19 protein-coding genes and 1 tRNA gene are annotated in these 20,828 nt (G+C 45.4%); 8 read left to right on the forward strand and 12 right to left on the reverse strand.

The genetic code is table 11. From position 1 onward, the window contains the following. Positions 1–102 precede the first annotated feature (102 nt). A complete protein-coding gene (locus tag BLU98_RS12965) occupies positions 103–999 on the reverse strand; it encodes a tyrosine-type recombinase/integrase (RefSeq protein ID WP_092725207.1) in 897 nt (298 codons plus the stop codon). A 64-nt stretch (positions 1,000–1,063) separates the two neighbouring features. Continuing rightward, positions 1,064–1,261: a 30S ribosomal protein S21 gene (gene rpsU / locus BLU98_RS12970; RefSeq protein WP_026773665.1), complete on the reverse strand. Its 198-nt coding sequence runs from the start codon at positions 1,259–1,261 to the stop codon at positions 1,064–1,066. Positions 1,262–1,485: 224 nt separating this feature from the next. On the opposite strand from rpsU, the gene BLU98_RS12975 reads away from it, so the two are divergent. After that, the gene (locus tag BLU98_RS12975; RefSeq protein ID WP_092725209.1) at positions 1,486–2,076 is read left to right on the forward strand and encodes a riboflavin synthase; all 591 of its coding nucleotides are present in this window, start codon (positions 1,486–1,488) and stop codon (positions 2,074–2,076) included. On the opposite strand, the gene hscA is transcribed toward BLU98_RS12975, so the two are convergent. Together hscA and BLU98_RS12985 are read right to left on the reverse strand one after the other, a co-directional pair. Beyond that, the gene (gene hscA / locus BLU98_RS12980) at positions 2,073–3,932 is read right to left on the reverse strand and encodes a Fe-S protein assembly chaperone HscA (RefSeq protein ID WP_092725211.1); all 1,860 of its coding nucleotides are present in this window, start codon (positions 3,930–3,932) and stop codon (positions 2,073–2,075) included. The two genes, BLU98_RS12975 and hscA, sit on opposite strands and share 4 nt — an antisense overlap. A gap of 29 nt (positions 3,933–3,961) precedes the next feature. After that, positions 3,962–4,351, reverse strand: coding sequence for an RDD family protein (locus BLU98_RS12985; RefSeq protein WP_257574971.1), 390 nt, complete (start codon positions 4,349–4,351; stop codon positions 3,962–3,964). 55 nt (positions 4,352–4,406) lie between these two features. Between BLU98_RS12985 and tyrS the strand changes: the two genes are divergently transcribed. Beyond that, positions 4,407–5,690 carry a tyrosine--tRNA ligase gene (gene tyrS / locus BLU98_RS12990; RefSeq protein ID WP_092725214.1) on the forward strand — a complete coding sequence of 428 codons (1,284 nt, stop codon included), beginning with the start codon at positions 4,407–4,409 and terminating at the stop codon, positions 5,688–5,690. A 54-nt stretch (positions 5,691–5,744) separates the two neighbouring features. Further along, positions 5,745–7,331, forward strand: a complete 1,587-nt coding sequence (locus BLU98_RS12995) for an amidohydrolase family protein (protein ID WP_092725215.1) — start codon at positions 5,745–5,747, stop codon at positions 7,329–7,331. 3 nt (positions 7,332–7,334) lie between these two features. Here the strand turns inward: BLU98_RS12995 and BLU98_RS13000 are convergent, their stop codons facing one another. Next, a complete protein-coding gene (locus BLU98_RS13000; RefSeq protein ID WP_092725216.1) occupies positions 7,335–8,009 on the reverse strand; it encodes an SGNH/GDSL hydrolase family protein in 675 nt (224 codons plus the stop codon). Between the two features lie 108 nt (positions 8,010–8,117). Between BLU98_RS13000 and BLU98_RS13005 the strand changes: the two genes are divergently transcribed. From BLU98_RS13005 to BLU98_RS13025, 4 genes are all read left to right on the forward strand, one after another. Then, positions 8,118–8,188, forward strand: a tRNA-Gln gene (locus BLU98_RS13005). Positions 8,189–8,812: 624 nt separating this feature from the next. Continuing rightward, a complete protein-coding gene (locus tag BLU98_RS13015; RefSeq protein ID WP_092725232.1) occupies positions 8,813–9,133 on the forward strand; it encodes an ArsR/SmtB family transcription factor in 321 nt (106 codons plus the stop codon). Further along, positions 9,130–9,630: an SRPBCC family protein gene (locus BLU98_RS13020; RefSeq protein ID WP_092725233.1), complete on the forward strand. Its 501-nt coding sequence runs from the start codon at positions 9,130–9,132 to the stop codon at positions 9,628–9,630. The genes BLU98_RS13015 and BLU98_RS13020 overlap by 4 nt, the downstream gene beginning before the upstream one ends. Before the next feature lie 3 nt (positions 9,631–9,633). Then, positions 9,634–10,497 (forward strand): alpha/beta fold hydrolase, encoded by an 864-nt coding sequence (locus BLU98_RS13025; RefSeq protein ID WP_092725234.1) that lies wholly within the window; start codon positions 9,634–9,636, stop codon positions 10,495–10,497. Between the two features lie 340 nt (positions 10,498–10,837). Here BLU98_RS13025 and BLU98_RS13030 read toward each other — a convergent pair whose 3' ends face one another. Continuing rightward, the gene (locus BLU98_RS13030; RefSeq protein ID WP_092725236.1) at positions 10,838–11,128 is read right to left on the reverse strand and encodes a hypothetical protein; all 291 of its coding nucleotides are present in this window, start codon (positions 11,126–11,128) and stop codon (positions 10,838–10,840) included. A gap of 242 nt (positions 11,129–11,370) precedes the next feature. Between BLU98_RS13030 and BLU98_RS13035 the strand changes: the two genes are divergently transcribed. Continuing rightward, positions 11,371–11,832 (forward strand): Hsp20/alpha crystallin family protein, encoded by a 462-nt coding sequence (locus BLU98_RS13035; protein ID WP_092725244.1) that lies wholly within the window; start codon positions 11,371–11,373, stop codon positions 11,830–11,832. A 189-nt stretch (positions 11,833–12,021) separates the two neighbouring features. On the opposite strand, the gene BLU98_RS18125 is transcribed toward BLU98_RS13035, so the two are convergent. The 6 genes from BLU98_RS18125 to BLU98_RS13065 all read right to left on the reverse strand — a co-directional run bounded on the left by BLU98_RS18125 (position 12,022) and on the right by BLU98_RS13065 (position 20,816). Beyond that, entirely contained in the window at positions 12,022–12,384 is a 363-nt protein-coding gene (locus BLU98_RS18125) for a DeoR family transcriptional regulator (protein ID WP_371937927.1), read from the reverse strand. Positions 12,385–12,412: 28 nt separating this feature from the next. Beyond that, positions 12,413–14,404 carry a SusD/RagB family nutrient-binding outer membrane lipoprotein gene (locus BLU98_RS13045; RefSeq protein ID WP_092725248.1) on the reverse strand — a complete coding sequence of 664 codons (1,992 nt, stop codon included), beginning with the start codon at positions 14,402–14,404 and terminating at the stop codon, positions 12,413–12,415. A gap of 20 nt (positions 14,405–14,424) precedes the next feature. Beyond that, positions 14,425–17,574 carry a SusC/RagA family TonB-linked outer membrane protein gene (locus tag BLU98_RS13050; RefSeq protein WP_092725250.1) on the reverse strand — a complete coding sequence of 1,050 codons (3,150 nt, stop codon included), beginning with the start codon at positions 17,572–17,574 and terminating at the stop codon, positions 14,425–14,427. A gap of 335 nt (positions 17,575–17,909) precedes the next feature. Beyond that, entirely contained in the window at positions 17,910–18,335 is a 426-nt protein-coding gene (locus BLU98_RS13055) for a GNAT family N-acetyltransferase (RefSeq protein ID WP_092725252.1), read from the reverse strand. A 40-nt stretch (positions 18,336–18,375) separates the two neighbouring features. Beyond that, positions 18,376–19,197: a tyrosine-protein phosphatase gene (locus tag BLU98_RS13060; RefSeq protein ID WP_092725254.1), complete on the reverse strand. Its 822-nt coding sequence runs from the start codon at positions 19,195–19,197 to the stop codon at positions 18,376–18,378. A 29-nt stretch (positions 19,198–19,226) separates the two neighbouring features. Then, on the reverse strand, positions 19,227–20,816 hold the full coding sequence (locus BLU98_RS13065; protein ID WP_092725256.1) for a SusD/RagB family nutrient-binding outer membrane lipoprotein: 1,590 nt from the start codon (positions 20,814–20,816) through the stop codon (positions 19,227–19,229). Positions 20,817–20,828 lie beyond the last annotated feature (12 nt).

Below are 20,828 nucleotides of genomic sequence, written 5' to 3' on the forward strand. Positions count from 1 at the left end.
AAGAACTTTTAGATCCGTTTTCAACGGACTAACAATGTACGTCAAATGGGGAGAAAAACGAAAAAATGTGAGCGGATTTTTTGACAATTTTAAGAGAATTTCTCAAGCCTTCGGATGTGCTTTTTTGAACACTTCTTTCAGCTTCTCGATTGTGTTGTGGGTGTACACCTGGGTGGCCGCCAGGCTGCTGTGGCCCAGCAGCTCTTTCACCGCGTTCAGGTCGGCCCCGTTGTTCATCAGGTGGGTGGCAAAACTATGGCGCAGCACGTGCGGACTCTTCTTTTGAACCGTGGTTACGGCTCCCAGTTTGGCTTTTACAAACGCATACACTGAGCGGGGCTGCAGCGGCTTGCCCTTTTCCGTTACAAATAACCGGTCGGCCATAGCCAGTTCGCCGGTTTTATCGCTTTGATACTGTTGCAGTTCCGCCGCCAGTTCCCTGGAAACCGGTATGATGCGCTCCTTATTTCCTTTTCCCAGCACTTTCAGTTGCGACTGTGCCCCATCGAGCTGACTGTATTTAAGATTGACCAACTCGCTCAAACGCATACCCGTATGATAAAACAGCATGAGTACCAGGCGCTCGGTCCGGCCCTGCCAACCCTCTTCGTAGAGTTCGGGGCTAAATAACTGCTCCATGCTTTTTTCTTCCACAAAAACCGGCAGCCTTTTACCTTGTTTGGGCGATACGATGGTGGTCATGGGCGTCTGCTCCAACGCCCCTATTTTCAACTGGTATTTGAAAAAAGATTTAAGTGAAGATATTTTCCGGTTGATGGACCGCGCCGCTATCTCGTCTTCTTTCAGTTCTGCCAGCCAGCTCCTGATCATCATGGAACTGATGGCGGACAGGCCTGGCGATTCGAACTGGCTGGCCAGGTAGGCGAAGAACTGCTCCAGGTCGGTCCGGTACCCAATAATAGTATGCTGCGAATAGCGCCGCTCGTATTTGAGGTGGTCCAGGAAGGACTGCAAGGATGGGGATTCGGGTATGGGCATAAAAAAAGTAGCTTAAAGTTAAACAACCTCAGCTACTTACTATATTCAGGTGGATAAAAGGAGATTATCCTTCTATCTTTCCACTTGCTATCTGCTGCTTGTAGATGGCCTTCAGCACCTCACCGCGACGCCTTACAGACGGCTTGGTAAATGCCTGACGCGACCTCAATTGCAATAAAACCTTGCTTTTCTCAAATTTCTTCTTGTATTTTTTGAGCGCTTTGTCGATGTTTTCGCAATCTTTTGAATCAATGATGAGCATAATGTTGATACCTCCTCGGGCGTTTTTTAGGACTGCAAAGATACAGCGCGTCAGTCATATAAACAAGCTCATTAGAAAAATTTATCCGTCTCCTTTATGATCGTCACCCCGAGCGTAGCCGAGGGGCCTCGTAAAGTGTTCAGCAGGTTCCTCGACTCACTTCGTTCGCTCAGGGTGACGAGTAAAATGGCAAAAAATCAGACATTCCTCATTACTTTGCGATCATGTTTACAGGAATCATCGAATCGACCGGAAAAATCGTTTCTATTGAAAAAAAGGGCTCCAACGCCAGTTTCTGGGTCAGTTCTCCCCTCTCGGGCGAACTGAAAATAGACCAGAGCGTGAGCCACGATGGCGTTTGCTTAACGGTGGATGAGCTGAAAGACGGCATGCACCGGGTAACGGCTATTGAGGAAACCCTGAAAAAGACCAACCTGGGTAGCTGGGCCACCGGCGAGAAGATCAACCTGGAAAGATGTATGGTGATGAACGGCCGGCTCGATGGCCATATTGTACAGGGGCATGCCGATTGTACCGCTATCTGCCAGGAAAGAAAGGAACTGGACGGCAGTTGGGAGTTCATCTTTCAATTTCCTTCGGAGTTTGCCCACCTGGTCATTGAGAAAGGATCTATTGCCGTTAACGGGACTAGTCTTACCTGCTTCAATGTGAACCGCGACCATTTCACGGTGGCCATCATTCCCTATACATTCGAACATACCAGTATTAAGCACGTGCAGGCAGGCACGGCAGTCAACCTTGAATTCGATATACTGGGTAAATATGTGCAGCGCTGGATGAGCCTGAGCCGTTAACCTATCTGCTTTCCTTTCATCGCTTGGCTCACGGCCTGGTCCATGGCCCGCTCGGCAAAAGGCCGCGTTATATCGTTGAGTTCTTCTGTTTTTTTCTGGATGAGGTTCTTGTCGTCCATCGTCAGCGCCAGTTGCAGGGCCTGCATGGCATGTGCGGTGGTTTGCAGTTCTTCTGCTGAAAGCAGGCCGGGATTTTTGGAGATGAATTTTTCTGTGAGGCCCAGTAATTGTTCTCCTTCGGTTTTGGCTTCTACCAACGCCCTTGCCTGCATATCGTCTCCGGCATGGGTGATGCTTTCCAGCAGCATTTTTTCAACTTCTGTATCGGTGAGTCCGTATTGCGGTTTTACTTCAATACTTTGTTCCACTCCACTCCGCAGTTCTTTTGCTTTCACTACCAATATCCCATCGGCATTGATGAGAAAACTTACTTCTACTTTGGGTAAGCCCGCGGGCATGGCCGGGATGCCGGTGAGGTTGAATTCGGCCAGCTTGCGATTGTCTTTTACCAGATCGCGCTCGCCCTGGAATACCGAAATGCGCATACCGCTTTGTCCGTCTTTCTGCGTGGTATATTGTCGCCCCACTTTGGTGGGAATTTTTGAATTACGGGGGATGAGCACGTCCATCAATCCGCCCATGGTTTCAATACCCAGGCTTAACGGTGTGATATCGAGCAGTAAAAAATCTTTGTTGTTGCCGGCGAGGATATCGGCTTGTACTGCGGCGCCGAGTGCCACCACTTCATCCGGGTTCACCGAATCGTTCACTGGCTTTCCAAAAAAGGCACTGACCGCCTGCTTTACAGCCGGTACGCGGGTACTGCCTCCTACCATCACTACGGTATCGATATCGGCTGTGGTGAGTTCCGCGTCTTTCAACGCATTCCTGCAACAGCCGATGGTAGTATCGATCAATGGTTGTACCAGTGAGGCAAACACGGTTCTGCTCAGTTCCAGTTTTCCGCCATTCCATTCATCGCTGAACAATTCATCTGTGCTCAATGCGCGCTTGGCAGCTTCGGCTTTCAGTCTTAATGATTGTGCCAGTTGTTTATCCTGGTGCAATGCAGTTGCATCAATGCCCCTTTCTTTCATCCAGTATTGCATGATGGTTCTGTCGAAATCATCGCCTCCCAAATAGGTATCGCCATTGGTGCTCAGCACTTCATAAATACCGTTGCTGATGCGCAACAACGAAATATCAAAAGTGCCGCCGCCCAGGTCGTACACTGCGATTGTTTTTTCTTCCTCCTTATTCAATCCCATGCCATAGGCCAGGCTGGCTGCCGTTGGTTCGTTCACAATGCGCAGCACATCCAGTCCTGCCAGTTTACCTGCGTCGCGGGTAGCCTGGCGTTGTGCGTCGTTGAAGTAGGCCGGCACGGTGATCACCGCTTTGGTTACGGGTGTTTTGAGAATATGCTCGGCGCGTTGTTTCAGTTCTTTGAGTATGAGGGAGGATAATTCAATGGGGGAATAAAAACGATCGCCCACCTGCACTTTCACCAGGCTATCGGTATCATCATCGATCACTTTATAAGTGAAGAAACCGGCATTGTCTTTCACGTCTTTATAGCTCTTCCCCATCAAACGCTTCACACTGAAAATCGTGTGTTGGGGATCTGTTTCCAGGTACCCTTTCGCTGTTTCACCCACTTCGGGGTTGCCCATGGCATCGAAATGAACGATGCTGGGAACGAGGCTGCTGGTATTGTGTTCTTTTAAAGCGGCCGGTTGCTTGCTTTCCGGGTGAATGATGGCCACCAGGCTGTTCGTGGTGCCCAGGTCGATGCCCACGATCATTTCTGCCTGTTGTAAACTGCCGGTTGCTATGTTGATGCCTATTCGAGCCATGTGAGTTGTGCGTTGTTAGTTGTGAGATGTTAGATTTCTACTACATCTGTTTTACTCAGGTAATCGTGTAAAGGTTTGCCCAGGAAGGGAATGAAAAACATGTCGATGATGGTGATGCGTATAAGGCTTCGCACGATGATCTGCGGGAAAGATGGTTTTCGCTGATGGGCATTGATCACTTTTGAGAAAGTGAACCATTTGCCGGGTGTGCGGCTGAACAATCCTTCAAAAAAACAATAATAGATGAACAGTATGCCAAAGAAGAACCATCCGAATTTGTAATAGGGGTAATGCCAGTAAATCACATACCAGCTCCATACCTTATACCCGGCATAAGCGAGTATGAAAATGATCGCCGTATCGATAAAAAAATTAAGCGCCCGGGTGCCATCTCCTACTTTGCGCATGTTTTTATTCATGACGCGAAAGTAGCGAATCCGCTCCATTTCCTATTTTTGCGCAAATTCGAAGTAAATGACGCTCATAGAAGAACTCAGGTGGAGAGGAATGGTGCAGGACATCATGCCTGGCACGGAAGAATTGTTGCAAAAAGAAATGGTATCCGGCTATATTGGCTTTGACCCTACGTCGGACAGTTTGCATATCGGCAGCCTGGTTCCCATTCTCTTACTGGTGCACCTGCAGCGAGCCGGTCATAAGCCTTATGCTTTGGTAGGGGGCGCCACCGGCATGATTGGAGACCCCAGCGGCAAGAGCGAAGAAAGAAACCTGCTGAGTGCAGAAGTGCTGCAACACAACCAGGAAGGCGTTCGCAAACAATTGTCAAAATTCCTGGATTTCGACAGCGCCAAACCCAATGCGGCGGTCATGGTGAACAACTACGATTGGTTCAAAGGCGTTGGCTTTCTCGAGTTTATCCGCGACGCCGGTAAACACATCACCGTCAATTATATGATGGCGAAAGACAGTGTGAAGAAAAGACTGGAAGGTGAAACCGGTATGAGTTTTACTGAATTCACTTATCAACTGATACAGGGCTATGATTTTTACTGGCTCTACGAACACAAGCATTGCAAACTGCAAATGGGTGGCAGCGACCAGTGGGGTAATATTACTACCGGTACGGAACTGATCCGCCGTAAGGCTGGTGGTGAAGCGTTTGCATTTACCTGTCCGCTCATTCGCAAAGCCGACGGCGGTAAATTCGGCAAAACGGAGAAAGGCAATGTATGGTTGGATGCTACTAAAACATCACCCTACCAATTTTACCAGTTCTGGCTCAACGCCAGCGATGATGATGCCAAGCAGTGGATCAAAATATTTACCCTGCTGCCCCATACTGAAATTGATGCATTATTGGTTGAGCACGAAGCAGCCCCGCACCAACGTGCACTGCAAAAAAAGCTGGCACGTGAACTAACTGTATTCGTGCACAGTGAGCACGATTATGATTTTGCTGTGAAGGCATCGGAGATACTGTTTGGCAATGCCACTACCGAAGCTTTGCAAAGCCTGAATGAAGAACAATTGTTGCAGGTGATGGAAGGCGTTCCCACAGTAGAAGTGAGCAAATCGCAACTCGAAGCGGGGTATGATATTGTAAGCTTCCTGGCCGATACACAAATCTTCCCCAGCAAAGGTGAAGCGCGTAAAATGTGGCAATCGGGCGGCATAGGCATCAATAAAAGAAAGATCAGCAGCGATGAAAATTTGCTGAAGCAGTCTGACCTTTTGCAGGATAAATATTTGCTGGTGCAAAAAGGGAAGAAAAATTACTACCTCGTAAAAGCCGTATAGCTCATCAACGGGTATTGGGCGTGAATTCGTATATTCATCAACTCAACCTGTTATATGAGACAAAAACTACACTTCCTTTCCCTGCTGTTCTGTTTGGCATTCACTGCCGTTCATGCGCAGATTCTCAAAGCGCCTGAGAAAAAAGAAGGCGATGGCCCTTATACCCAACTGATCATCCGGGGTGTTACACTCATCAATGGTACCGGTGCGCCGCCTTTTGGTCCGGTTGATATTGTGGTGGAGCAAAACCGCATTGTGCAGATACAAACGGTGGGAAGCCCGGGTGCGGCTATTGATCCTGGCCGTAGACCAGCGCTCAAACAGGGCGGGAAAGAACTCAACTGTGAGGGCATGTATGTGTTGCCCGGGCTTATAGACATGCATGGGCATATCGGTGGCAAGGAACAGGGCACTCCTGCCGAATACGTTTTCAAACTGTGGATGGCACATGGTATCACCACCATCAGGGATCCATCGGCCGGCAACGGACTGGAATGGACACTGGATGAGAAACAAAAAAGCGCCGCCAATCTCATTACAGCGCCCAGGATATTTGCTTATACAGTATTCGGACAAAGCAGTAAAACACCCATCAATACTGCCGACCAGGCACGTGCCTGGGTACAGGAGAATGCGCGCAAAGGAGCCGATGGCATTAAATTCTTTGGTGCGCGACCGGAGGTCATGGATGCTGCGCTTCGTGAAAATAAAAAACTGGGATTGCGATCTTGTTGTCATCATGCGCAGCTCGACGTAGCGCGCTGGAATGTGTTGAATTCTGCCCGCGCTGGCCTCACCAGCATGGAGCATTGGTATGGTTTGCCCGAAGCATTGTTTACCGATAAAACCATCCAACAATACCCACCCGATTACAATTACAACAATGAGCAGGATCGATTTGAAGAAGCGGGCAAACTGTGGAAGCAGGCAGCAGTGCCTTATTCAGAACATTGGAACAAAGTGATGAATGAATTGTTATCGCTCGATTTTACATTGGATCCTACGTTTAATATTTACGATGCCAACCGCGACCTGCAAAGAGCGCGCAGGGCTGAATGGCATGAGTGGTATACGTTGCCATCGCTTTGGCAGTTTTACGAGCCCAGCCGGCAGTCGCATGGCTCTTATTGGCATCACTGGGGTACAGAGCAGGAAGTGGAATGGAAAAACAATTACCGGTTGTGGATGACTTTTGTGAACGAATACAAAAACCGCGGTGGGCGTGTGACTGCCGGGTCAGATAACGGCTTCATTTATGAAACTTATGGATTCGGTTATATCCGCGAGCTGGAGTTGCTGCGTGAAGCAGGTTTCCATCCGTTGGAAGTGATCCGTTCGGCCACTTTATATGGAGCGCAGGCCCTTGGCGCCGATAAAGAGATCGGCAGTGTGGAAACGGGCAAGCTGGCCGATATGGTGATCATCGATGCCAATCCTTTGCAAAACCTGCAGGTATTGTATGGCACGGGAGCTATTACCCTTACCAAAGAAAACAAAGTGGTGCGCACCGGTGGCGTATTGTATACCATTAAAGATGGCATTGTGTACAATGCCAAACAATTACTGGCCGATGTAAAAGCCATGGTAGATGCTGAAAAACAAAAAACCGGCTGGCAATTGAAGCAGCCGGGTATGCAATAATTTTTACAGGGATTTGATCGCTTTCCACATAGCTTCCGCTACGAGGAGGTTACCGGCTGCATTCAGGTGTACCCTGTCGCGCGTTAAAATGCCTGATTCTTTGTTGTCGGGATTGTTTTGGAGTTCGTATTCGTGGAAAAGGGTGCGCAGGTCTACGAGTGGCAGAGATTCTTTGGCTGCATACTGTCTGATCCAACTGCTGTACTGGTTCATATCGCCATCCTGCTGGTTGGAAAAATCTTTTTTCTCTCCTATTACAGCGGGTGTGCAGAGGATCACTTTAGATCCGGCAGCTCTCAGTTTCTTAACAATGGCTTCATAGAATTTTCCAAACTTATCGTAATCGGTACCGGTGCCAAAGCTGGATTTATGCCACACATCGTTCACACCAATGTAAATGACTACGATGTCCGGGCTCTTGCTGATCACATCTTCTTCCATCCGCAGGTAAAGATCATATACTTTGTTACCGCTGATACCAGCGCCTATCAGTTCATATTTATTTTCTACTCCTTCCTGTTTCAGGAGCGAGTCCATGAGGCGGATATAGCCACCCGGCTGGGCCCCTATCTGGGTAATAGAATCACCAAAAAATATTACTTTTTTCTTCTTGTCATAATTGAATGACATGAGCAGGATACAGGCAATAAACGCGGCAAAAAGGATGAGTTTTGACATAAGGCTTGCAATAAGGGGTTCAATATACGAACAGAACGGTTAAAAAATTTGGAACAATTCTCTCCTACCCCTATTTTTGCACCCCATTCCACTACGGAATGCATGGATTGCCCGATAGTATAATGGCAGTACAACTGATTTTGGTTCAGTTTGTCTTGGTTCGAATCCAGGTCGGGCAACATTTCAGGAAAGGCACTTACCTTTCCTTTTTTATTTGTTTTTATTCAAATGCTTGATACTATGTATGTCCTCTAAGAACTATATCCACCCAGCCTTTTCACAGCTTTTTTAGATTTGAATCTGTTTTAAACTTTCTTTTTTACTACCTCTTTGTTTTCAAATACATTAACTCTCTTGTTTCAAAAGGGCTCGATATTCTAATAAGGTCGACATTATTAGTTTCGAATCACCTTGTAGTTTTGAACTACCGAAAAAAGCTCGGTAGTTCAAAGCTAAAGATAGTTGGCATCTTTTAACAAAAAGCAATTGGCTCATAGTAGGCTCAGTGGGCTCATTGATTTTCAGATATGGTTCGTGCACAGTAGCGAAGCGAGTTTACTCACAGGAGCGGATGAACGAAAAAAATAACACCGGGCGCCAGCCCGGTGAGGTCACTTGGGTAATACAATGCGGGGGATCGGCGGAGGCCGATGATAAAAGGCCGAAGCTACTCATCGGCCTAACAATTCGACAATTCCAGCGACTTTTTATGAAGTTTTAAAAAAATTGAAAAAAAATTTGCGAAACCAAACAGTTGCATATATATTTGCAACCGATCAGTTTCATTAAAGTAAATAGACGAAATGCGTAGAGACATTTTTCAAGCAATTGCTGACCCAACCAGAAGGGCAATTATTGCTTTAATTGCATTTCAGGCAATGACACCAAACGCCATTGCTGAAAATTTCAACACTACCCGACAAGCGGTTTCAAAACATTTGCGTATTCTGACAGAGTGTGAACTTGTAAAACAAGAATATCAAGGTAGAGAAATTTATTACTCTCTTGAAATTGATAAAATGAAAGAAATCGACAAATGGTTAGATCAATATCGGAAAATTTGGGAAACCCAATTTAACCAATTAGACAACTTATTAACATCAATTAAAAGAAATAAAAAATGAACAAATTACAATTTGAATTTAGGGTTGATAAAACAACAAACACCGTATTAATGAGCAGAGAATTTGCAGCCGACCTTTCATCGGTTTGGGACGCATTTACTAAACAAGAAATACTTGACCAATGGTGGGCCCCAAAACCTTTGGCATCAAAAACATATTCAATGGACTTTAAAGTGGGTGGCAAAAGATTTTACGCAATGGTTAGTACCGAAGGGCAAGAGAATTATGGCGTTCAGGAATACACAGCCATTAACCCTAAAACCAATTTGCAGTGGGCATCATCGTTTGCTGACAAAGACGGAAACATAAACACACAATTTCCAACTTCAAATTGGGAATTGAATTTTAGCGAACAAAATGGAATAACAAAAGTGAACATTGCAATAAAGCACAAAACCCTTGCTAACATTGAAATGCTCATCAAAATGGGTTTCAAAGAAGGTTTCACTATGACATTAAATGAACTGGAAGAATTATTACATCATATAAAAAATTGAGAAATGAAAAAGGGAAAAATTCAATTTCTTAAACCAATCCTATTTGTTGCAATTATGTTTGTAGCATCTACTTTAAACGGACAACAAATTAAACCTTCCAACAGCGGGTATGCACCCGTTAATGGTATCAAAGTATATTACGAAGTATATGGCGAGGGCAGGCCCATAGTTTTATTACATGGCGCTTTTTATACAATTGAAATGAACTGGAGCCAATTGATCCCTGAGTTGTCAAAAACCAGGAAAGTAATTGCCATTGAATTGCAAGGACACGGACATTCACCCTATTCAGATAGAAAATTATCATTTCCTGCTTTAGCAAGTGATGTGGAGGAAGTAATGGATTACCTGAAAATTGACAGTGCCGATGTAGCAGGATATAGCATGGGCGGCTCTGTGGCTTACCAGTTTGCTATACAAAGCCCCAGGCGGTTAAGAAAATTAGTGATCATTTCTTCTACTTATAAAAGCAGTGGCTGGTTACCCAAAGTAACCAATGCGTTTAAAGCATTCAAGCCTGAATTTTTTTCGAATAGCCCTTTCGAAACCGCATACGACGCGATTGCACCTGATAAAACAAAATGGACAAAGTACTTAGAGCAGATGATTGCTTTCGCCCAGACTCCAATTGACCTCGGTGAGTCCAATGTTTCTAAGATATCCTCGCCTGTATTGATCATTTCCGGTGACAATGACGGACTGGATAAAGTTGAGCTGGCAAAAACATATCAATTGCTAGGAGGTGGGGGGTCTGATCTACGGCCAATGCCAAAATCGCAATTGGCTATTGTCCCTTCACAAGGACATGTCAGTTTGATGATGCAGACGACTACGATCCTGACTTATATGAACAGTTTTTTAAATTAAAATAGAAGCAGGAGGACACATAAGACGGTTTCAAACATGGAGGCTGGATAGCAGCTACCGGTTGCCAAAACAGAGTGATCGCCACTAAAAGAATGGCCCACCAATATCTTTGTTTAACAAATTGTGCCTTGCACAGCTGAAAATAACGTCCTTAAATAATAGAAAATCAGGCGCTTAGTTCGGCGACCATTTCCAAATCCGCCAGGAAGTGGTTCGAGAAACGTCCACTCCGGGCAACAGGCGCCTCTCGCGATAGTGAGGGGCGTTTTTCTTTGGTAGCGGCCACCCCGACGAACAATGAAAATGGGCAGGTTGCAATATATATATCTAAAATTTAGTATTATTTTGATCCCATGTTTAGCAGTTTGAACATTTCCCGCGTAATGCATTTCACATTTGCTGCAATTTCTTCTGCCGTACAGCTCACTATCTTGAGGTTGACCGGCAGCCCCTCCTTTGTTTCCATCAAATCCATATGCAGCATATCAGTTTCTTGCGGCAATTCCCGCCCCTTCAACTGACTGAACGTGCTATATGCAAATTCTCGGTCGTCTCCCAGGTTGAACGACCCATAGGACTCGAATCCATCAATTGTTCGTAACCGAAGTATGACATAAAACATAGTTCTCATAACAATCGATTTATACCGCTGTTATAAACAGAAAATTAGTCGATAACACGCTAATTTTTCCATCGGGCAATCACGATGCCATCTTCTCATTTATGCAAAAATGACATACCGCCTTATCGCTTTTTAAGATATGATGTCGATAATTTTCGCCTGTATTTTTCTGAACAGCTGTCATTTTTTCAACAGTAAGTCAATTGGCATTCATATTGATCTGCGAAAATTAACCTTAAAAACGAAAAATCATGAACAACATCATCAAAAGAGCGGACAATCGTCCGACCACATTTGGAAGTGTTGTGGATGAACTCTTCCAAAGTAATTTAAATCGTTTTTTTGACGATCGGCCTTGGGGTTTCAACGGTTTACAGTCGGATACCCGCGTGCCGGTGAACATCGTCGAGACCGATACGGCCTATGAGGTTCAGGTGGTCGCGCCGGGCTTGAAGAAAGAGGATTTTCAACTGGCATTTACAGTCGATACCCTGACAGTCTCTTTCGAGCACAACGAACAGAAAATGGAAAGTGATCAGCGAAAATGGATACGCCGGGAATACCGCTCCACATCCTTTTCCCGCAGTTTTACTGTAGACAGTACGGTAGATGTAGAAAAAGCGAATGCCCGTTATGAAAACGGAATATTATCGCTCACGCTTCCTAAAAGGGAAGAGGCTAAGCGCATTTCGCGTAAGATCGCGGTGCAATAATTAAGAGGTCAATACAAATCAGCCTCAAATCTGCCAGCAAGTGATTCGAAAAGTGTCCAGTCAGGGCAACGCGAATGGACAAATCGATTTTTTTCGGTTTGTCCATTTTTATTTTCGCTTAAACCATCGCCAACACAGAATATTAGCCGAGTAGCTGATTGAGCCGACCAGCATATTCTGCCGGCAGTTTTAATCACCCGCGCTTTGCATTATTATCTGTTTGCCCTGTATCTTTTTCATAAAGTCAGGCCGCGGCAAAAATTGTATTCTGTGGCCGGTCCTGCGTTCTTCGAATACCCCCTGTTCTGCAAGACCATTTAAATCATTTCTTGCCGTTTGATTACTGACTCCAAACTTATTCTGTACTTGCTGAACCGTAAAAAACAGCGTAGTATCCTGCATCAGTTCCTGTAGAAGGATGATCTGGCGTTCATTAAAGTTGGTATGTCTGAGCAGGGTTAACGCGTTCTGCTTTTCCGTCGTTTTTCGCTTGATATAATGTTTAAGTTCATCCAGCGCTTTGACTATTGATTTGAGACAGCCCCTTTTTATTAAAGATCATCCACAAGATATTGGATCACTATTTTTTAAGGTACCCATAATACTCATCATCCGTTGCACAATCCCACCAAACCGGCATACTCCAGATATTGGGATCAGCTGCATGCGCATTTAAGGCAAGTGTATTTACAGAGTTGTAATTGATCTCATATACGGGTGGCAACTGCCAACGGCGCATCCAGTACCTGGGATCTGTTGGAGAACCGCCTGTTAACTGTGACTGGCCTGTAAACAAAGGTCCTCGCTGATAACCCGGATAAACAACACCAAAGCCAGCTATGTTGCCAGCGCTGAAATTGAAGCGTCGCATATCATTCCAGTTTTCAATGCTGCAACCCATGGCCACATACTTTTGCAGCATGATATCTGACATGGTCAGCGCACCGGGGGCAACGGCAGTACTCGCCATGTAAGCAGTGATGGCATTTTGATCCATAGGCGCCATATCTGGATTGGTGGCAGTATACCCGGCGGCTTTCCATTGGCTCAGCTTAGTCTGCATCATATCCATGTGTGCCTGGATGCCGGCTTTATATGCTGTATATGCATTTCCAGCATCACCTTTACGCATATAAACTTCGGCCTTGATAAAACACATCTCATGGTAAGTCACAATCTCCTGGTCAGAAACAGGCCGAACCTGGAACGACCCGGTAGACGCCACCACGCCGGCGTTAAATGCGGCAGTAGAAGGATACCAACTCACATCCGTTTGTCCCTGTGCAGTGATGCCTGATGTGGCGACTGAGCTGCTACGCAGGTTTACATAAATGGTATCGCCTGCATACAGGTAATTGGTACTGTTTATAAAAATAGAACCGGCTTTGTAGATCACCACTACGTTATTGCCACTGCTGCTGGCATCATAACGCCCTGCTGCTATTTGTGCGGCAGTAAAATTTGCACGGTCCGTTGCATCGGCAATAGTGTATGTTATTTTCGTATTTGCAGCGGCGTAAGTAGGTGTTTGAATAGAAGTGGCACCTCCTTTTAACAAGCGGGCTGCAGGACCATAAGAATCCACACCCTGTGAACGGGTCCAGGTATAAGACGCTACCTTACCATTACCATCCAGTTGCACGCCCGACATATAAGCAGGTACAATTTTACTCATGCGGGGATCCGTTACACCTGAACCACGCATATTGGTCAGCAGGTTATAATAGTATTGAGAAATGCGGTTGGAACTTCCGTAAGCCGCATAGTCAAAGTTGCCATTGGTTACTACCGGGTCGCCATACAAATAATCGGTTACTGTGCTGTTGTTAAAGCCAGGGCCTACTATATTGTCGGCAATAGACTGAGGCCCCTTCGATAAACAATACAGCACAGAATCCGGATTGAACGATGCTTTTTTCGACAGCTTGAGCATATAACGGGCTTTCAATCCCCAGCACATTTTTATCCACTTGCTTACATCCCCACCGTTCCACAGATCGCCGGTAGCCAATGCGGGCGCCCCGGCATCTTGTGTTTTACCGAACAAGCTGATGGCTTCATTCAGTTTTGCCATGCATCCGTTATAAATGGTTTTGCCATCATCTGGCTTGGGACTCGGGTTTCCCGTTCCTGCCTGTGTATAGGGCATTTCTCCATACAGGTCCAGCATCTGCATATAACCCAATGCATGGAATACATCGGCAGCAGCCATATAATGATAGGCCCCTTGCTTCTGGGCGGAGTTATACAAATCAACCACATTGGAAGACACTTCCACAAACCATGTTTGATAGGGCGTTGTTGAATTGCCGCTTGAACATTGCCATGTGGTGCTGAATGTATTAGGGTTGCCGCTGTTAGAATAATAAACGCCTGCCTGGCATGCCGTACGATAATTGGTAACGCCTGATGTGTACTGGTAAAAATGTTCAATCCAGGGTAACCTGTTTTGAACCAATACGTTTTTATTGTTCGGGTTATCCGGATCCGTATTTACATCCAGGAACTTCTTACATGAGGTTGCTCCCAGTGCAAGCAGTGAAATCGCCAATATATATTTTGAGCTTTTCATAATCTTCATTTTTTCATTGGTTAAAACATAATATTTACCCCGAAAGTGAAACTCGCTGTTGCAGGCACACCCAGGTAATCAATACCTGTAGAACCTGAACCTCCTGTTCCTCCCGCAGCACTTACTTCAGGATCCATTCCTTTGTAGTTTGTCCATGTAAATAAATTGGTTCCCACAGCCGTTGCGCTAAGTCCCTTGACGATCTTCTTATTCTTGAAATAATCAGAGAAATCATAAGACAACGACAGGGAGCGCAGTTTCACCCAATTCACAGAAGTGATAAAGTTGTACGAGTTGGCCGCATAATTCTGCCAGTACTGCTGGATGAGGTAGTTGCCGGAATAGGTTGTTCCATTGATCACGTACGACTGTCCCGCAGTATAGGTTTGATTAAAATCAGCTCCTGTAAGGCTGTTAACGCCTGACACCGTTACCGATTGGCGATCGTTCTGTGTTGTTAATTTGCTTAACCCGTTTGTAACCATCGCATACTCTGTACCATTGAACACATCTCCTCCCCTGCGGATGTCGAGCAGAAATGACAAAGCGAATTTTTTGTAGCGGAATGTATTGTTAAACCCGCCGATCCAACTCGGCTCACGATTACCTACCACCGGGTTGGTCGTGTTCAGTTTGTAGAATCCCGTAGAAGGATCTACCTGGTAGCGTCCGTTGGGTATTTCAACGCCTTTGGCATCCAGTTCACGCAAATATGGTTGTCCCGTCATTCCCAAAAAGTAACCACCGTTGGGAATAGATGCCGCTTTGATGGTTCCAAATTGAGCGTCTGTAGGATAGAAATAAGCTACACCCGGAATGAAAGCTCCCAGCCTGCCTTTGTTATAAGAAAAATTCAGTGTCGCATCCCATGTAAAATCCTTTGTTAAGATGGGTTTACCGGTAAGCGCTATCTCCATACCTGTATTAAGTACAGACCCGGAATTGAGGGTGCTGAAAATAAATCCGCCGGATTGCGCTAAGCGCGGCTGGCCGATCTGGTTCTCTGTTTCGCTGTGATAATAAGTATAATCCAAACCTATCCGTCCATTCAGGAACCTGAACTCGCCACCTACTTCCCATGAGTTTTGGATCTCTGGTATCAGGTAAGGATTGCCAGAGTAGTACTGGTTACCAATGCCGGTATATCCACCAATGGAGATCGGAGGGTTTACATAAGTATTCGTTGCATAGGCATTGGCATCTTTACCAACCCTCGCCCAACTTGCCCTCACCTTACCGAAAGAAAGGATATTGTTTTTGGGCAACAATTCCGTAAACACAAAAGATCCACTAACGGAAGGATAGAAATACGAGTTATTTTCCAGGGGCAATGTAGAAGACCAGTCATTCCGGCTGGTTACAGTGATGAAAGCGATGTTTTTATAAGAAGCGCCAACTTCTCCATAAGCACCTACCAAACGCTTTCTCGTTGTACCATCCGTAAAGAATTTATTGGTCGATGCCATATTATTAAAGCTGATGGTGCCGGCTGTAATAAAATTATATCCCCAATGGTTCTGGTTTGCTATCAGCGTATTTTCAGAAGTAGTTCCCAACATCAGGTGCGTATCAAAATCACCGAAGGTTTTATGGAGATTACTCATTACGGTGGTGGTAATATATCGATAGTCATACAGGTCTTTGCTCAAGCGTCCGTTCTGATACAGTGGCGCAAGCGCAGATCCGGGAGCGATATAGGTGTAATCATTGGTTGTGTACTGGTCGTATCCCAAACGGGCTATCACATCCCACCATTTCGCAATCTTATAGGTTCCGTTGATACCTCCGGTGATGCGCTTGGTTTGTGAAGTCAGGTTGTCTTTGTTGATAATCCAGTATGGGTTATCGATATCGTTTTCCAGAGGAAGCGTTCCGGCAAAAATCCGGTGTTGCGAACCATCCGGGTTGAGGTAATTCTTGATATTAAATGTTTGCGGGAAAGTGTACAACGACTGCATACTTCCAACGCCGCTTCCATACAATCCTGCCGTAGTCAGTGTTCTGTTGATATTGGCAATGGAATAGGCAACATTCGCATTCAGTGTTAAAGCTCCATACTTTTGTTCGCCGTTAAAACGAAAAGTAGTTTTACCATATTTTGTGTTGGGAACAATACCTGTTTGATCAAAATTAGATCCCGATAAAAAGAAAGAACCGTTTTTTGAACCACCCGATACGTTTACGTTGTTATCATACACAATACCGTTCTGAAAGAAGTTGCCGATGTTATTGTATAGCGTATCTGCTGCTGTAAGTTTTTGTCCCCAGTTGCTATACGAAATATTGTTAAGCACACCGTTGCTGGAATAAACACCGTTACCAAATTGGGTTTGAACTTCGGGTAGCTTATTTGCCCAGGAAGTACTTACCTTACTGGTAGCATTCACCTTCACAACACCTTCGGCTCCTTTCTTTGTAGTAATAATGACAACACCGTCGGCCGCCCGTGATCCGTACAACGCCGCAGCAGCAGCGCCTTTTAGCACCGACAGGCTTTCCACGTCTTCCGGGTTAACATCCATGATACGGTTGGAGAAAGTTGTGTTGCTGCGCGATAAACCATCGGTACCTGTATTACCGGTAACGGTAGTTGAGTTGTCGTATATAACACCATCGATCACAAATAAAGGCTGGTTCTGCCTGCCCTCAGATGTAGAGTTACCACCACGGATGGTGATAGATGCTCCGGCGCCTGCGGCACCGCTGAATTGCGTAATGTTTACACCGGGCACTTTACCCGCTAAAGAGTTAACAACATTGGTGTTTTTATTTTTCATCAGTTCCTGCGCATTCAGGTCAGTGACCGAATATCCCAATGCCTTCCGTTCTTTTTTAATACCCATCGCTGTAACAACCACATCATTCAGCTGGGCGGTATCTTTTGCCAGGCTTACCTGCATGCCCGCTACAGCTTTTACCTTTTGTGTGGTGTAGCCCACATAGCTGAATTGCAGTGTTGTGTTTTTATTGGCATTGATGGTGAATTTGCCCTTATCATCCGTTACAGTCGACCGGTTGGTGCCGCTCACAGTAACAGTTACCCCCGCCAGCGGAGTACCATCGTCTGCAAGTACGGTTCCGCTGATGGGAACGCCTTGGGCCGCGAGGTTGTTTGTCATCATGCTCATCAGCACAAGCATGACCAAACTAAAGAGCTTCCATTTTCTCATAAGTATACTTTTTGGTTTTTGGTAAATTATTGTAGTAGTTATTCCTGAATATTGCCAGGTTGTTATAGACATAAAAATCAGGTAAAATATTGCATTCTCCGTCATTTTTTTTGTGCAAAAATCCGCATTCTAAAAAATGACTTCCAAAGCGCACATACAATATTAAGTCAATACAGCGTCTATATTACATACTAACAGGCCTATTTCTTCGCTATTTTTAATCTTTACGAAGAAACGGCCAGACATTCAAAAAACCGCAGAAAGCAGCATTCTTTTGTGAAGAGAGGTAAAAATCAGGGGTTGGACGGAGCAGTAAGGGGAAAAAGGGGACGAAGCTAGTCGAGGAGCTTTATCAGGTATTTAGGCGATTCCGTGTACCCCTGTCGGTAATAAAAGCGATGTGCATCATTCCGCCTTTCATGGCAGTGCACTTCTATGCGATCACATTTTCTTTCCCTGGCCAATTCTTCGGCGTATTGTTCCATCTCGCGGCCAACGCCTTTGCTTCTGAAATTATTATCAACTGAAAAATATCCGATCCTGGCAATATCTCCTTTCAATCCTAATTGAACCAGGAATTCCAATACCATGAATGCCACTACTTTCCCATCCTTTTCATATACCAATAAAGATACCAGCGGGTTTTGAAAGATCATTTCCATTTTCTCTTTCAAAAACCCGCCGGTATGCGGATAATCCAACTGATCGAGTAGGTCTTCTATGGCATCACAATCGGCTGATACAGCTTTTCGAACAGGCATACACAATGATTTTAGTTTTCAAAGCTGATAATAGGGTGCATCATTCAGTCAAATAAAGCGCTTGCAGTTGTTTACGCTTAGCCTTGTTCAGTCCCATTTCCTTTTTAAGATAATTGTCGATAGAGCCATATTGTTCTTCTAATGAACTGAATGTAGCCTCTATGTATTCTTCGCGTGCGGCCATCATATTGCCGGCTACTTTTTCACTGATACCATATCCTTTTACCATAGCAGGAATGGCTTTTGCATTGGCGGAACGACGATACACATTAGTGGCAATATAATCCTGTACAATAACAGTTTTATCAACACCCAGTGCATACAATATCAATGCAGTGGCGATGCCTGTTCTGTCTTTACCTGCTGTACAATGATAAAGCAAAGCATTGCCGGCCTGCAAACCCAACAATGCATCAAAAACCGGTTTGTACCTTTCACGGAAAGGGGCAGTATTACGATAAAAACTTACCAATGAAGAGTCCGGAGGCAATTGCAGCCCCAGGGTTTTATTGCTGCTGTCACCTATATGCTCGCTACCCGCAGGTAAAGAAATACGTACTGCTCCGGCCGGAAGCCTGTCCGGCGCAGCCTTCGCTTCGAAAGGCCCGCGGAAATCAGCCACAAAACTGATGTCCAGGTCCTGCAGTTTTTTCAGATCGTTATCAAACAGCCTGTTCAAAGCATCTGAACGGTATATCTTTCCCCATTTTACATGCATGCCGTTTTTTGTAGCATATCCTCCAATATCACGAAAATTGACTGTGCCATCCAATCGAACAAAACGTTTGGCGCTGTCCGCCACCTGTGCATGGCTATCAAGCACAGCCATGCAAACCACCAATGAGCACATCCATTTTAGCATACTTGTTCTTTTACTGCACAAAAAACAAATTATTTGATCAACCACATTTTTGCCGTCACATCGTCTTTGCCACCATATTGCGTGCCGATGGAACTAGTATAGTTGGTATTGTTGAAGTTGATCTCATCCTGAGGATACTGCCAGCGAAGCGGTATCTGGTTGCTGGGCGTACCAATACCCGCTCCTCCCTGGCTGAAGGCAGGCACACCTGTTCTGCGCCAGTTGTAATACGACTCATAACCCGAATTCATGAAGAAGGCCACATATTTCTGGGTGAGTATCTGTGTAAGTCCTTTCGTAACATCATAAGCCACATTTGGATTGGCCAGGAACCCATTGATATCGATAGTGGCTGTTCCCATATTTGGCTTGGTTCCATCTACGTTACCAATGGTCACCGTTTGCCCTTGCGACAAACCATAGACATTCATGGAAGCATTGATTCCTTTGTAGTACCAGTCTGCCGCAATAATGCCCGGTATCCAGCCCCTGTACGCCGCTTCCGCTATGTTGAAACAAAGCTCCGGATAGCCCAGCAAAATATAAGGTTCTGCATTGGCCCCCGATGCAGAAGACATGTACCGGTTATAACTCAACGAAGAATACTTGCCATCGGTAGAGAAGTTAGACATCAACCCTTGCGACTTACCATTGTCTTCACCCACATAAGCGGTAAAATCGCTTACCTGTTTGCCCGCCGCCAGTTGAGCAGGAGCCGGTATGGCCAATGCAAAAACACGGGGATCATTGTAGGCAGCTGTTACATTAAAGAATGTCTGACTGATGTTCTCACAGTTATTGTACGGCGCGTAACCCGAACGGTTTGGCGGATACAGGGTAACCGTAGTATAACGATACGACATATTATCGCTATTGGAGGTCATGATGGGGTAATTGGTAGGGTTGGCAATGATATTGGCGAACTGACTTTTGATGTTCAGGTCGGCATTGTCATCGGCCCTTTGACTGAGGCTGATCAATACGCGCAATTTATAGGTATTGATCACCTTACGCCATTGCAGATAAGTCAGTCCGAATATATCGCCACCGGCATCTACTTTGGTCGACGCAGTTGTAGTATTGGTCAGGTTTCCCAATAAAGTATTGGCCGTATCCAACAATGCCAGGCAGTTTTTATATACATCGTGCTGGCTGTCGTATACCGGTGTAAGGTTACCGGGATTACCGGCCTGGGTCATGGGAATATCTCCTACCCTTTGTGTGAGCCAGATAAAAGCATAAGCCCTGAAAAACTTGCTCAACGCAAAATACACGTTCGTGGTATTACCATACTGTTTCTGCGCCTGCTCTTCCAGTTTGGAGCAATACCTGATCATATCGTACGTGTGATTGGTATTTGACCAGTTATACGAGTTGCCGCCGAAGTAGTAGGAATAGTTTGATACGATGTTTTGGTTATAACGATATACTGAAGAAATAATGGGCTCTTCCTCTCTCATAAGATTGGCCGTAATATGATTGAGAATCAAAGATGCCGGCACCGTAGCGCTTTCTGCTGCAACGTTTGGATTAGAGAGCAGGTCGCCTTTCTGACAGCTGCTTGCTACCAGCGTTATCGTTGTCAGACTTATGAGGATATTTAAAAAATTTATTTTCATCTGTTATGATTT

Origin of the sequence: Hydrobacter penzbergensis (assembly GCF_900106985.1) — a bacterium.
In the GTDB taxonomy this organism is placed as follows: domain Bacteria; phylum Bacteroidota; class Bacteroidia; order Chitinophagales; family Chitinophagaceae; genus Sediminibacterium; species Sediminibacterium magnilacihabitans.